This is a genomic window from Streptomyces sp. NPDC059398, assembly GCF_042751845.1.
Classification (GTDB): domain Bacteria; phylum Actinomycetota; class Actinomycetes; order Streptomycetales; family Streptomycetaceae; genus Streptomyces.
The window spans coordinates 51,391-64,978 of record NZ_JBHYWP010000029.1; the positions used below are offsets into that span (position 1 = coordinate 51,391).

The 13,588-nt window shown below is 70.7% G+C and carries 12 protein-coding genes and 1 pseudogene; 3 read left to right on the top strand and 10 right to left on the bottom strand.

Annotated elements, in window-relative coordinates; all coding sequences use genetic code 11:
• Positions 1 to 59 precede the first annotated feature (59 nt).
• Positions 60 to 578 (bottom strand): annotated as a pseudogene (locus ACFXBC_RS13640) (MarR family winged helix-turn-helix transcriptional regulator); the annotation flags it as partial.
• Positions 579 to 764: 186 nt separating this feature from the next.
• On the opposite strand from ACFXBC_RS13640, the gene ACFXBC_RS13645 reads away from it, so the two are divergent.
• Entirely contained in the window at positions 765 to 1,436 is a 672-nt protein-coding gene (locus ACFXBC_RS13645; protein WP_385023023.1) for a FadR/GntR family transcriptional regulator, read from the top strand.
• A 135-nt stretch (positions 1,437 to 1,571) separates the two neighbouring features.
• Here the strand turns inward: ACFXBC_RS13645 and ACFXBC_RS13650 are convergent, their stop codons facing one another.
• The 5 genes from ACFXBC_RS13650 to ACFXBC_RS13670 all read right to left on the bottom strand — a co-directional run bounded on the left by ACFXBC_RS13650 (position 1,572) and on the right by ACFXBC_RS13670 (position 7,407).
• On the bottom strand, positions 1,572 to 2,606 hold the full coding sequence (locus tag ACFXBC_RS13650) for an ABC transporter permease (RefSeq protein WP_385023025.1): 1,035 nt from the start codon (positions 2,604 to 2,606) through the stop codon (positions 1,572 to 1,574).
• Positions 2,603 to 4,138, bottom strand: coding sequence for a sugar ABC transporter ATP-binding protein (locus ACFXBC_RS13655; protein WP_385023027.1), 1,536 nt, complete (start codon positions 4,136 to 4,138; stop codon positions 2,603 to 2,605). The genes ACFXBC_RS13650 and ACFXBC_RS13655 overlap by 4 nt, the downstream gene beginning before the upstream one ends.
• 2 nt (positions 4,139 to 4,140) lie before the next feature.
• Complete coding sequence (locus ACFXBC_RS13660; RefSeq protein WP_385023029.1) at positions 4,141 to 5,178, bottom strand: sugar ABC transporter substrate-binding protein; 1,038 nt, start codon at positions 5,176 to 5,178, stop codon at positions 4,141 to 4,143.
• Between the two features lie 127 nt (positions 5,179 to 5,305).
• Positions 5,306 to 6,085, bottom strand: a complete 780-nt coding sequence (locus tag ACFXBC_RS13665) for an SDR family NAD(P)-dependent oxidoreductase (protein WP_385023031.1) — start codon at positions 6,083 to 6,085, stop codon at positions 5,306 to 5,308.
• Positions 6,082 to 7,407 carry an enolase C-terminal domain-like protein gene (locus ACFXBC_RS13670; protein ID WP_385023033.1) on the bottom strand — a complete coding sequence of 442 codons (1,326 nt, stop codon included), beginning with the start codon at positions 7,405 to 7,407 and terminating at the stop codon, positions 6,082 to 6,084. Before ACFXBC_RS13670 ends, ACFXBC_RS13665 begins: the two co-directional genes overlap by 4 nt.
• 278 nt (positions 7,408 to 7,685) lie before the next feature.
• Here ACFXBC_RS13670 and ACFXBC_RS13675 point away from each other — a divergent pair, with 278 nt between their 5' ends.
• Entirely contained in the window at positions 7,686 to 8,702 is a 1,017-nt protein-coding gene (locus ACFXBC_RS13675) for a PAC2 family protein (RefSeq protein WP_385023035.1), read from the top strand.
• A 160-nt stretch (positions 8,703 to 8,862) separates the two neighbouring features.
• Here ACFXBC_RS13675 and mshC read toward each other — a convergent pair whose 3' ends face one another.
• The 4 genes from mshC to ACFXBC_RS13695 form a co-directional block, all read right to left on the bottom strand.
• Positions 8,863 to 10,092: a cysteine--1-D-myo-inosityl 2-amino-2-deoxy-alpha-D-glucopyranoside ligase gene (gene mshC, locus ACFXBC_RS13680; RefSeq protein WP_385023037.1), complete on the bottom strand. Its 1,230-nt coding sequence runs from the start codon at positions 10,090 to 10,092 to the stop codon at positions 8,863 to 8,865.
• A 158-nt stretch (positions 10,093 to 10,250) separates the two neighbouring features.
• Complete coding sequence (locus tag ACFXBC_RS13685; RefSeq protein ID WP_385023039.1) at positions 10,251 to 11,069, bottom strand: SCO1664 family protein; 819 nt, start codon at positions 11,067 to 11,069, stop codon at positions 10,251 to 10,253.
• Positions 11,033 to 11,620: a DUF3090 domain-containing protein gene (locus ACFXBC_RS13690; RefSeq protein WP_385023041.1), complete on the bottom strand. Its 588-nt coding sequence runs from the start codon at positions 11,618 to 11,620 to the stop codon at positions 11,033 to 11,035. The genes ACFXBC_RS13685 and ACFXBC_RS13690 overlap by 37 nt, the downstream gene beginning before the upstream one ends.
• 72 nt (positions 11,621 to 11,692) lie before the next feature.
• The gene (locus ACFXBC_RS13695; RefSeq protein WP_385023043.1) at positions 11,693 to 12,379 is read right to left on the bottom strand and encodes a histidine phosphatase family protein; all 687 of its coding nucleotides are present in this window, start codon (positions 12,377 to 12,379) and stop codon (positions 11,693 to 11,695) included.
• Between the two features lie 119 nt (positions 12,380 to 12,498).
• On the opposite strand from ACFXBC_RS13695, the gene corA reads away from it, so the two are divergent.
• Positions 12,499 to 13,491, top strand: a complete 993-nt coding sequence (corA, locus tag ACFXBC_RS13700) for a magnesium/cobalt transporter CorA (protein ID WP_385023045.1) — start codon at positions 12,499 to 12,501, stop codon at positions 13,489 to 13,491.
• Positions 13,492 to 13,588 lie beyond the last annotated feature (97 nt).

The following is a 13,588-nucleotide window of genomic DNA, read 5'->3' on the forward strand; positions in this document are numbered from 1 at the left end:
CCGGAACCCGGTTCGGAGCCGGAGCCGGAGCCGGAGCCGGAATCCGAGTCCGAGTCCGAGTCCGAGTCGATGATGGACCGCTCAAGACGCGGGAGCAGCCGTGCCAGCTGGCGGCACTCCGCGGGGGTGAGACCGCCGAGCATCCGGCGTTCGTTGTCGAGATGCTCGGCGAACACCTCGTCCACCTTGGCGAGCCCGGCCCCGGTGAGCCGCGAGTAGACGACACGGCGGTCTTCGGCGTCGCGCTCCCGGACGATCAGACCGTCCTTCTCCAGCCGGTCGATCCGCAGTGTCACCCCCGCCGACGACACCAGGCCCGAGTCGGCGAGCTGGCCGGCCGTCAGCCGGTAGGGGGCCCCGGCCCTGCGCAGCGCGGTCAGGACGTCGAAGCCCGCGACCGAGAGGCCGTGCCGGTCGATCGCGGCCGTGAGCCGGGTGCTGTACCGGAGAAACGTACGGTGCAGCCTCGCCAGGACCTCCAGGGGCGCGGTGTCCAGCTCGGGGCGCTCCCTCGCCCAGTCCGCCACAATGGACGCGACGGCATCCTGCTGTGCCCCTGCCGCCTTCTTCCCGGCCATGTGCCGCAGCCTCCCTGTCACCGCTCACAACGTCATACAAGGATGAAATCTTAGCCCTGAAATATGTCCGCGCGCACAGCCGTACCGGGGACCGGTCCGGCCGGTTCACCGGACCCGCGTGCGCGGGCACCCCTGGAGGAGCCATAATCAGCAGATACATCGGATGTCTGTTGAGGCGAGGTTCCCATGGCTGTGACCGACGAGGCCATCGAGAAGATCAAGGCGATGATCGTCTCAGGCGCACTGCGGCCGGGCGACCGGCTGCCCAAGGAGAGCGAACTCGCCGCTGATCTCGGCCTTTCGCGCAACTCGCTGCGCGAGGCGGTCCGCGCGCTGTCGCTGATCCGCATCCTCGATGTACGCCAGGGCGACGGCACCTATGTCACGAGTCTCGATCCCCAGCTGCTGCTCGAAGCGATGAGCTTCGTCGTGGACTTCCACCGGGACGACACCGTACTGGAGTTCCTGGCCGTCCGGCGGATCCTGGAGCCGGCCGCGACGGCGATGGCCGCGCACCGGATCGGCGACGAGGAGCTGGCGGCGCTCGGCGCCCAGCTGGACGCGCTCGGCCCGCAGCCGTCCGTGGAGGAACTGGTCGCCAGCGACCTGGAGTTCCACCGGGGCATCGTGCAGAGCTCGGGAAACTCCGTGCTCTGCTCGCTCCTCGACAGCCTCTCCGGACCCACCACCCGCGCCCGGGTGTGGCGGGGGCTGACCCAGGAGGACGCGGTGAGCCGTACGCTCCACGAGCACCGCGCCATTCTGACCGCGCTCAGGGACCGGGACGCCGAAGCGGCCCGGTCCTGGGCCACGGTGCACATCGCCAGCGTCGAGCAGTGGCTGCGCTCGACGCTGTGACGCCCGGCCCCGTGCGTACGGGACCGGGCCTGACCAGGAATCCAGGACGGACCAGGACGGACCGTGCCCCCACGGCACGGCCGTCGCGGCACGGCGGCCGGGCCGGGCGGCGTGGCCCGGTCCGCGGCGCGGCCGTCAGTCCTGCTCCTCACCGCTCGCGAAGCGGGAGGCGATCAGCGCGATGATGATGATCGCGCCGTTGAGGAAGGTCTCCCACTGGCCCGGCACCCCGGCGAGCGTCATCACATTGACCACCAGCTGGAGGGCGAGCACACCGGTGAGCGCACCGAAGATGGTGCCACGGCCGCCCTTCAGCCCGATGCCGCCGATGACCGCGGCCGCCATGACCTGGAAGATCATGTCCTTGCCCTGGGCGGCGCCGACCGAACCGTAGTGGCCGGTGTAGAGGATTCCGGCGAAGGCCGCGAGCAGCCCGCCGATCGCCAGCACGATCCAGGTGACCCGGTCCACCCGGATTCCGGCCGCGCGGGCCGCCTCCGGGTTGCCGCCGATCGCGTAGAGCGACCGGCCGTGCCGGGTCCAGGCCAGCGCGGCCCCGCCGATGGCGAAGAGCACGAGGCAGATCCAGACCGCGGCCGGGGCACCGAGCCAGGAGGCCCTGCCCAGGTAGCTGAACGAGGCCGGGACCTCGATGATCGACTTCCCCTCGGTGATCCCGATGTGCAGCCCGCGGAGCATCATCAGCATGCCGAGGGTCGCGATGAAGCCGTTGACGCGCAGCTTGAGCATCAGGAAGCCGTTGAACGCGCCGATCGCGAGCCCCGCCAGGAGGCAGAGCGGGATCGCCGTCCAGGCGGGCAGCAGCCCGAGGCCGGTGAACCGGTCGCCCGACGACGGCAGGACCAGCCACAGCGCGATGACCGGCGCGATACCGATCGTCGACTCCAGTGACAGGTCCATCCGGCCGCAGATCAGGATGAAGGCCTGGGCGAGCACCAGGAGGCTGAGTTCGGACGACTGCTGGATGACGTTGATCAGGTTCTGGGACGTCAGGAACACCGGCGAGACGATGAATCCGATGACCATCAGCACCAGGATCACCGGTACGAGCGAGAAGTCGCTCCAGCGGATGAGCGCCAGCCTGGCGCGTACCGGGCTCACCCTGTCCGTGGTCTCATCGGCCGCTGCCGGCCGGATCGTGTCGGTCATGCCCGCTCCCCCACACCTTCCATGGCGGCGACCAGTTCCCCGTCCGTCCACCCGCTGTCGTATTCGGCGACCACCCGCCCGTGGAAGAGCGCGACCACCCGGTCGCACACCCGCAGGTCGTCGAGTTCGTCGGAGATGATCACGGCGGCGTTGCCCTCGTCGGCGACCCGCCTCACCACGCCCAGGAGCGAGTCCTTGGACTTGATGTCCACACCGGCCGTCGGCCGTACCGCCACCAGCGTGCTGGGGTTGCGCGCCAGCGCGCGGGCGACCACCACCTTCTGCTGGTTGCCTCCGGAGAGCCCCGACACCTTCTGGTCGGGTCCGGTGGTCTTGATGTCCAGCGAGGAGATCATGGTGCTCGCGAACTCCCTGGTACGGGACGGCAGTACGGTCCCCCACGGCCCCAGCTGGTCGGCGACGGTCAGGGTGGCGTTCTCGGCCACGCTGCGTTCGAGGACCAGACCCTGGCGGTGCCGGTCCTCCGGGATGTAGCCGATCCCCGCGTTGAGGGCGTGCGGCACGCTTCCCGGTCTGACAGCGCGGCCCCGGACCGAGACCCGCCCCGCCGTGGCCTTGCGCATGCCGACGAGGGTCTCGCCGAGGGCGGTGTTGCCGCTGGCCGCCGCGCCCGCGATGCCGAGGACCTCACCGGCCCGCACCTCGATGTCCAGCGGCTCGAACTCGCCGTCGACGGCGAGCCCTTCGGTGCGCAGGACGGGCCCGGCCGCCGCGGTCCCGGCGGCCGGCCTCGCACCGGATGCCGCGTGCCAGGCCACCGGCCCGGCCGCGGACTCCCCGGTCATCGCGGCGACCAGATCGGCCTTGCCCAGGTCGGCGACGGGCGCCGTCAGGACATGCCGGGCGTCGCGGTAGACCGTGACGGCGGTGCACAGCTCGTACACCTCCTGGAGGTGGTGCGAGATGAAGAGGAACGCCACCCCCTGGCTCTGGAGCTCCCTCAGCTTGGTGAAGAGGCTCTGGATCCCCCGCGCGTCGAGCTGCGCGGTGGGTTCGTCGAGGATGATCAGCCGGGCGCCGAAGGACAGCGCGCGGGCGATCTCCACGAACTGCACCTGCTCGACGGAGAGGTCCTTCGCGCGGGCGTTGGGGTCGACGTCAACGCCGTAATCGGCGAGCAGCGCGGCGGCCCGTCTGCGCAGCCCGGACCAGCTGATCCAGCGGCCGCCCGCCGCACCGCGGCCCAGACCGAAGTTGTTCAGGAAGAGGTTCTCGGCCACCGTGAGATCGGGGACGGCCATGGACTTCTGGTAGACACAGGCGACCTTCGACTGCCAGGCCATGGTGTCCCCGAAGGCGGGCGCGGGCTCACCGCTGAAGGTGACCGTCCCGGCGTCCGGCCGGTGGAGTCCGGTGATGACGCTGACGAGGGTGGACTTTCCGGCGCCGTTGCGCCCGACCAGGGCGTGCGACTCACCGGGCTTGACTGTCAGGCGGACATCGTCGAGCGCGACGGTGGGACCGAAGCGCTTGACGATGCCCTGGGCATGAACCGCGGGTGCATCGGGCATGGTCAGTTCTTCTTCCCCAGCTGATTGGCCCACAGCTTCGGGTCGTTCACATTGGCCTTGGTGACGAGCGGCGCGGGGAGCTGGTCCTCAAGGCCGTTCGGGATCTTGATGATGTGGGAGCCGTGGTCGGTCGCGCCCGTCTTGAACTTCTTGCCGTCGACGGCCGCCTTGGCGTAGTACAGCGCGTACTTGGCGTAGAGGTCGGCGGGCTGCGAGATGGTCGCGTCGATCTTCCCGGCCTTGATCGCGTCGAACTCCTCCGGGATGCCGTCGTTGGAGATGATCGTGATGTGGCCCTTGGTGCCGGCCGGCTTCAGCAGCTTCTTCTGTTCCAGGAGCGCCAGGGTGGGCTGCAGGAAGACTCCGCCCGCCTGCATGTAGATCCCGTTGATGTCGGGGTGGGCGGCCAGGGTGGACTGGAGCTTGGCGGACGCCACATCGCCCTTCCAGTCGGTGGCCAGCTCGAAGACCTTGATGCTGGGGAAGTTCTTGGTCATGCACGACTTGAAGGCCACGGAGCGGTCCCGGCCGTTGATCGACGACAGATCGCCCTGGAACTCGACGACCTTGCCCTTGCCCTTCAGCTGCTTGCCGAGGTACTTGCAGGCGTTCTCGCCGTACGCGCGGTTGTCCGCGCGCACCACCATGTAGACATCGCCCTTGTCCGGGCGGGTGTCGACGCTGATGACGGGGATCTTCTTCTTGTTGAGGTTCTGCAGCGTGGAGGCGATGGCCCCGGTGTCCTGCGGCGCCATCACGACGGCCTTGGCGCCCTGGTCGCTGAAGGTCTGGACGTTGGCGACGAGCTTGCCGATGTCGTTCTGCGAGTTGGTGAGCGGGAGCGCCTTGACCTCGCCGTCCGCGACGCCCTTCTTGACGTACTGCTGGTAGGAGTTCCAGAAGTCGCTGTCGCTGCGCGGCAGGTCGATGCCGACCTTCTTGTCCTCGGAGCCGCTGCCGGAGTCGCGGTTGCAGCCCGCGAGCGCGGTGACGGCCAGCAGTACGGCGCAGGCCGCCGCACTCGTTGTACGCACTCTCATTGGTGTCCCGTCCTTGATAGTGGCGCTTGATGCTCTGTCGGCCGTGCGGCCCGGTGTGCAGGGACCGGGCGTCCGGTCCGTGCGGTGCGTCTTGTCGGGTGCGTCTTCCCGGGGGCGGTGCGTCCGCTCAGCCGGCGGCCGGGCGCAGGCGCAGCCCCTGCATTCCGCCGTCGACGGCGAGAGCCGTACCGGTGACGGCCGCGGCCGCGGGGCTCGCGAGGTAGAGGACGGCCGCCGCCACCTCGTCGGCGGTGACCAGCCGGCCGGTGGGCTGACGGGCGTTGAGCGCGGCACGCTCGGCGGCCGGGTCGCCGGCCTGGTCGAGCAGCCGCCCGACCCACGGGGTGTCCGCGGTACCGGGGTTGACGCAGTTGACCCGGATGCCCTCCCGGACGTGGTCGGCCGCCATGGCCAGGGTCAGGGAGAGGACGGCGCCCTTGCTGGCGCTGTAGAGGGCGCGCTGCGGGAGTCCGGCGGTCGCCGCGATCGAGCAGGTGTGGGTGAGGGAGACACACCCCGGCCGGTCTGCGGCCGAGCGGCGCAGGTGCGGCAGCGCATGGCGGGCGGTGCGGACCATGCCGAGGACATTGATGTCCAGGACCCGCTGCCACTCCTCGTCGGAGTTGTCGGCGACCGTACCGACGGCGCCGATCCCCGCGTTGGACACCACCGTGTGCAGCGCGCCGAATCGGGCCGCGGCCGCGTCCACCGCATCCCGTACCGCGGCGTCGTCGGTGACGTCCGCCTTGAGTGCGAGAGTGCCGTCCGGTGCGCCCTCGGTCTCACGGTCGAGTACGGCGACCCTGGCGCCCCGGGCGAGCAGCCCGGCGGCGATGGCGGCTCCGATCCCGGAAGCCCCGCCGGTGACCAGGGCGCCGAGCCCCTCGAAGTCGCGTGCAGTGGTCACGAGTTGACCTCCTCGGTGGTGCGGCGGGCCTGCCATACGGGCCCGTCGGGGTAGCGGTGCGCGGCGAGCGAGGCGGGGTGCATACGGGCCGAGAAGCCCGGCGCGCTGGGCGCCAGATAGCGTCCGCCCTCGATCACCGCGGGGTCGGTGAAGTGTTCGTGCAGATGGTCCACGTACTCGATGACGCGGTCGTCCCGGCTGCCCGATACGGCGACGTAGTCGAACATCGCCAGATGCTGGACCAGTTCGCACAGTCCGACACCGCCCGCGTGGGGGCAGACCGGAACGCCGAACTTGGCGGCGAGCAGCAGGATCGCGAGGTTCTCGTTGACCCCGGCGACCCGGGCCGCGTCGATCTGGACGAAGTCGACCGCACCGGCCTGGAGCAGCTGCTTGAAGACGACCCGGTTGGCGACATGCTCACCGGTGGCGACCTTCACGGGCTGCCCGGATCTCACCGCCGCGTGTCCGAGGATGTCGTCGGGGCTGGTCGGTTCCTCGATCCAGTGCGGGTCGTACGGGGCGAGGGCCTCCATCCACCGCAGCGCGTCCGCGACGTCCCAGCGCTGGTTGGCGTCGACGGCGACCCGCACACCGGAGCCGACGGCCGCGCGGGCCAGCTTCATCCTGCGGACGTCGTCGGCCAGATCGGCGCCGACCTTCAGCTTGATCTGCCCGAACCCGGCCGCGACCGCCTCTTGAGCGAGCCGCACCAGCTTCTCGTCCGAGTAGCCGAGCCAGCCGGGCGACGTGGTGTACGCGGGATAGCCCTCGGCGCGCAGCAGGGCGGCCCGTTCGGCCCGGCCGGGCTCGGCGGCGCGCAGCAGGGCGAGGGCCTCGTCCGGGGTGAGGGCGTCGGTCAGATAGCGGAAGTCGACGAGGGAGACCAGCTCCTCCGGCGTCATACCGGCCAGGAACTCCCAGACCGGCTTCCCCGCTGCGGTGGCCGCGAGGTCCCAGGCGGCGTTGACGACCGCGCCCGCGGCCATGTGCATCACCCCCTTCTCGGGGCCCAGCCAGCGCAGCTGCGAGTCATGGGTGAGGTCGTGGTGGAGCGCCGCGAGCCCGGCGGCGGTGAGCGGTGCGGGCCGCCCCTCCACATAGGGGCGCAGCGCCTCGATGGCGGCGGCGATGACGTCGTTGCCGCGCCCGATGGTGAAACAGAAGCCGTGTCCCGTGACACCGCCCGGGGCGTCGGTGCTGAGCACCACATAGGCCGCGGAGTAGTCGGGGTCCGGGTTCATGGCGTCCGAGCCGTCGAGCTGTTCCGAGGTGGGGAATCGGATGTCGTGGACCTCGAACCCCGTGACGGTCGGACTCATCCACACTCCCTTGGTGAGAACATCGTTAAGAACATCGGACCTTTAATTTGTCATCCGATGTATAGCCCCGCAGATACCGCACCGTCCAGGGGTGGGACGAAATTTGCCGGTACAGCTCGGATGAATCGCCTCGATAGGGGCAGACTGCCGGAACGGCCTGTCCAGGCTGCCGGGAGCGGAGCGGGTATGAACAGGGGGCGTGCACAAGGGCTGCGTCCGGGTACGGGGGAAGCCGTAAGGTTGGTGCGTAAGAGAAGAACTTCGGAGGGAGGCACTGGGTGATCGAGCTCGAGGGGGTTCCCGAGCTGATCGACCCGGTCATGGTGGCCGCGTTCGAGGGCTGGAACGACGCCGGCGACGCAGCCTCCACCGCGGTCGCCCACCTGGACCGGGAGTGGAAGGGCGAGGTGTTCGCGGCGCTCGACGCCGAGGACTACTACGACTTCCAGGTCAACCGGCCCACGGTGTGGCTGGACGGCGGGGTACGCAAGGTCACCTGGCCGACGACCCGGCTCTCCGTGATCCGGGTGACCGGCGACAAGCCACGCGATCTGGTACTGGTCCGCGGAATCGAACCGTCCATGCGCTGGCGCTCGTTCTGCAACGAGATCCTGGGCTTCGCCCATGAGCTGGGCGTCGAGATGGTGGTGATCCTGGGGGCGCTGCTCGGCGACACCCCGCACACCAGGCCGGTGCCGGTCAGCGGCGTCACGTCGGACGCGGATCTGGCCAGGACGATGGACCTGGAGGAGACGCGGTACGAGGGCCCGACCGGCATCGTCGGCATCCTCCAGGAGGCGTGCACCCACGCGGGTGTGCCCGCCGTCAGCCTCTGGGCGGCCGTCCCGCACTACGTGTCACAGCCGCCCAACCCGAAGGCGACGCTCGCCCTGCTGAACCGGCTTGAGGACCTGATCGACCTGCGGATCCCGCTGGGCGAACTGCCCGAGGACGCACGGGCCTGGCAGGTCGGCGTGGACCAACTGGCCGCCGAGGACAGCGAAGTGGCCGAGTACGTCCAGACGCTGGAGGAGGCGCGCGACACCGCGGAGCTCCCCGAGGCGTCCGGCGAGGCCATCGCCCGCGAGTTCGAGCGGTATCTGCGCCGCCGCGACCCGGGCCAGTCCGGCGGCGGCCACGCCACGGACGGCGGCGAGGGCAGCGGCTACCGGCGGGACAGCTCGGGCCCCAGCAGCCGCTCCCGGCCACCGAAGCCACAGCGGCCAGACCCCGGGAGCACCGGCAGCAAGCCCCCGGACGACGAGAACGGCCCGGAGGACTCCCCCGAGGAGTGACGCGGCCGTACACCGGCTGCCGATCACAGGTACGGAAACCGCACTGCGGTACGGAGACGGCCTGGCCTTACGGGGGCGTCTCCCCGGCACGGAACCGCCCCCGGACTCCTCGACGGAATCCGGGGGCGGACAGGCGCCAGGGGGGCGCAGCGCGGACGTCCTACAGCGCCACTCCGAGCAGGGCGTCGACGGCGCGTGACACCAGGCCGGGCGCCCCCTCGTCCGTACCGCCGCCGGACTCCTGCAGAGCGGCCCAGCGGTCCACGGCGCGCAGCGCGGCGGGTGCGTCCAGGTCGTCGGCGAGCGCCTGCCTGATCTCCGCGATCAGGGCGTCGGCGGACGGTCCGTCGGGCCGGGAGACGGCGGCGCGCCAGCGGCCGAGCCGCTCCACTGCGTCCTGCAGCACCTGGTCCGTCCACTCCCAGTCCGAGCGGTAGTGGTGGGCCAGCAGGGTCAGCCGGATCGCGGCCGGGTCCACCCCGTCGTGGCGCAGCTTCGACACGAAGACCAGATTGCCCTTGGACTTGGACATCTTCTCGCCGTCCAGGCCGACCATGCCGGCGTGCACATAGGCCTGGGCGAACGGGTGCTCGCCGGTCAGGACCTGGGCGTGCGACGCGCCCATCTCGTGGTGCGGGAAGGCGAGGTCGGAGCCGCCGCCCTGGACGTCGAAGCCCATCCCGAGGTGGTCGAGCGCGATGGCCACACACTCGATGTGCCAGCCGGGCCTTCCGCGGCCCAGGGAGCCGCCGTCCCAGCTCGGCTCGCCCTCACGGGCGCCCATCCAGAGCATCGGGTCGAGCGGGTTCTTCTTGCCGGGCCGCTCCGGGTCACCGCCGCGCTCGGCGGAGAGCAGCCGCATCGCCTCCGCGTCCAGGTTCGAGACCTCGCCGAAGTGCGCGTCGCTCTCCACGGAGAAGTAGACGTCGCCGTCGAGGTCGTAGGCCGCCCCGCAGTCCCGCAGCCGCTCGACGAGCGGCACGATGCCCGGTATGGCCTCGACCGCTCCGATGTAGTGCTTCGGCGGGAGCATCCGCAGCGCGGTCATGTCCTCGCGGAAGAGTGCCGTCTCGCGCTCCGCGAGCTCGGTCCAGTCCTCACCGTCGCGTGCGGCCCGCTCAAGGAGCGGATCGTCCACGTCGGTCACGTTCTGCACGTAGTGGACCTGCCGCTTGGTGTCGAGCCACACGCGCTGCACGAGGTCGAACGCGTTGTAGGTCGCCGCATGACCGATGTGGGTCGCGTCGTACGGCGTGATGCCGCAGACGTAGATGCGGGCGACGGGGCCGGGGTCGAGGGTGACTCGTCCGCCGGTCGCGGTGGAGTGGATCTGGAGGTCGGCGCCCTTGCCGGGCAGGGCGGGAACCTCAGAAGCGGGCCAGGCATACATGTAGACGAGCGTAACCGGACGTCAGTTCCGGGCACGAACCGGAGTAGTGGCATTGGCCGAATCGGCACTCTTGCGCGAACGGGAAGCGTCTGTGCCAGGAAGTGCCGGAATACCCGGGGAGCACCGGAATCCCCGGGGAGCGCCGGGATACCCGGGGATCAGACGGGCGGCCAGGGGATGGCCGGCCACTCACCGCTCGGTACGGGATGCCGCCCGGCCTCCCGCAGTCCCTGTACGCGCCCCCGTACCGCTTCCAGCTCCGCCGCGGTGATGAGCCCCGCCAGCCGCTCCGCGAGCCCCGCACCGGGCGCCAGTTCCCCGGCGAGTGTGTCCAGTACCGCGACCGTCCCGGGCGTCAGCGGCTCGCCCGCCCACCCCCACAGCAGGGTCCGCAGTTTGTCCTCGGCGTTGAAGGTGACCCCGTGGTCGATGCCGTAGATCCGCCCCTCGTCCGTCGGCAGCAGGTGGCCGCCCTTGCGGTCGCCGTTGTTGATCACAGCGTCGAGCACCGAGAGCCGCCGCAGCCGCTCGTCGTCGGCGTGCACGAGCAGCGCCGTCCGGCCCTCGTCCACCTCGGCGAAGCCGATGGCCTTCCAGCCGTCGGCGGGCTCGTCGTCCTCGACCAGGGCCAGCAGTGACGATTCGGCCGCGGACTCGATCCACAGCTGGCACATGCCCTCGCCGTACGGACCGTCGCGCAGCACCGTCGGCGGGACGAACCCCCAGCCGGTCGCCTCGGAGACCTCGTACGCCGCCACCTCACGCTGGGCGAGCGTCCCGTCGGGGAAGTCCCACAGCGGCCGTTCACCGGCGACCGGCTTGTACACACAGGCCGCTTCCCGGCCCTCGTACGAGACCGAGCAGTACAGCACCGCGTTGGATGCCTCGCGCACCCGGCCGCGTACCGTCAGCTCCCCCTCCCGGAGGAGCTGGGTGGCCGTCACGCCCCCCTGCGGTATCCGTTCTGGCGCGGACATACGTGTCCCTCCGGGTCGAGCGGCAGGCTGCACAGGGGGCACGGCGGCCGTCCCGCGTTCACGACGTCGAGCGCGCGCTTGGCGAAGGCCCTGGCCTGGGCACCGGTCAGCCGGACGCGGAGCATCGGCGGGCCGTTCTCGTCGTCCTGGAGGAGACGTTCCTCCGCCTCCGCGAGGTCCTCGTCGTTGTCCGCTTCCAGCTCGACGAGCGCCTGGGCCTCGATGATCATGCGCTGTTCGTCGCCGTCCCAGGCCAGCGCCATGGTGCCGACGCGGAACTCCTCCTCGACCGGCGCGTCCAGCGGGGCGGTGTCACCGGCATCGGGGGCGACGGCGGGCACCGGTGAGTTCCCCCCGGTCCTGCGCACGACTTCGTCGAGCAGCTCGTCGATGCGTTCCGCGAGCGCGGCCACCTGGGTCTTCTCCAGCGCCACGCTGGTGGTGCGGGAGCCGGCCGACGCCTGAAGAAAGAACGTACGGCGCCCCGGCAGCCCGACCGTACCCGCGACGAAGCGGTCCGGCGGGTCGTAGAAGTACACCTGACGGGACACGTCCTGATCTCCATGGGGTTCGGCTGCGGGGTGGTCCGGTTGACGGCCCGCCCACCCTACTGCCCGGAGCGATCACGGCGCGCCCGCGCCACCACCGACAGCCGCGTCCGATCCCGAACCGCTCTCGCGGGGCGCCAGCGAGCCGAACTCACCGGTGTCGCCGAGCCGCAGGACGAACGGCCGCACCGCGGTGTAGCGGACGGCCGTGAGGGAACACGGATCGACGTGGATCCGCTGGAAGAGGTCGAGATGCATACCGAGGGCGTCGGCGACCACCGACTTGATGATGTCGCCGTGCGAACACATCGCGTACACCGCGTCCTCGCCGTGTTCGGCGTCGATCCGGGCGTTCCACTCCCGTACGGCCTCCACGGCGCGCGCCTGCATCGCGCGCATCGACTCGCCACCGGGGAACGCGGCGGCCGACGGGTGCTGCTGCACGGTCCTCATCAGCGGCTCGTCACCGAGTTCGGCGAGTTTGCGCCCCGACCAGTCGCCGTAGTCGCACTCGCTGATCCGGTCCTCGGTGTACGGAGTCAGCTCCGGCCTGGCGGCCAGCAGCGGGGCGATGGTCTCCCGGCAGCGCTGCAGCGGGCTGGTGACGACGGCGGCCAGCGGCAGCCCGGCCAGCCGGTCCGGCAGCGCGGCGGCCTGCGAGGCGCCCCGCTCGTCGAGGGAGACTCCCGGCATCCGGCCCGCGAGCACCCCGGAGGTGTTGGCGGTGGAGCGTCCGTGCCGTACAAGAATCAGCGTGGCCATGGCGGCCAGCCTACGACAGGCCCCGGAGCCGGCCGCCGGGCTCTCGGAGGCCGGTACGGAAGGGACGGCGGCGGGGTTACCGCCCCCCGGGCGTGCACGGGCCGCCCCGACGGAGGAGAATGCGCGCCGTGATTGTCGATTGCGCCATCTACCGGGACGGACGCCGTATAGAGGGGCCCACGGACCTCTCCGATGCCCTCGCCGAGGCACGCGCGGACGGGAACGCCTTCCTCTGGGTCGGGCTGCACGAGCCGACACCGAAGGAATTCGACCTGGTCAGAAGCGAGTTCAAGCTGCATGAGCTGGCCGTGGAGGACGCTCTGCGGGCCCATCAGCGCCCCAAGCTGGAGGTCTACGACGAGACGCTCTTCCTGGTCCTGAAGCCGGTCATGTACGACGCGGAGAGCGACACCGTGACCACGGACGAGCTGATGGTCTTCCTCGGTGACTCCTTCGTGGTGACCGTGCGGCACGGCGAGGGCGCCCCGCTCGCCGCCGTACGCAAGCGGCTGGAGCAGGAGCACGAGGTGCTCAAGCACGGCCCCACCGCCATCATGTACGCGGTGAGCGACACGGTCGTCGACCACTACATCGATGTGGCGGCGGAGCTCCAGACCGACCTGGAGGAGCTGGAGGCCGAGGTCTTCGCACCCAACGGAGGCGACTCGAAGAACGTCGCGTCGCGGATCTACACCTTCAAGCGGCAGGTGCTCGAATTCCGCCGCGCCTCCGGACCGCTGGCGGCTCCCATGGCCAGGCTCGCCGGGGCGGGTGTGCCGTTCGTGCATGAGCACTCGCAGCCGTTCTTCCGGGATGTGGGCGACCATCTGACGCGCGCCAACGAGCAGGTGGAGGGGCTGGACCGGCTGCTGTCCGACATCCTCTCCGCACATCTGGCACAGATGGGCGTGCGGCAGAACGACGACATGCGGAAGATCTCGGCCTGGGCGGCGATGGCGGCGGTGCCGACCATGGTCGCCGGTATCTACGGCATGAACTTCGAGCACATGCCGGAGCTGAAGTGGACCTGGGCCTATCCGGCGGTGATCGGGCTGATGGCCGCGATCGTCGTCGGCCTGCACCGGCAGTTCAAACGGCGCGGCTGGCTCTGAGCGCGGCCGGCTCTGCGGCACCACGGCTGCGACGGGACGGCGACTACGGGGCGACGGTACGGGGCCGGGGGGGGGGGGGGGGGCGCCCCCCCGCGCC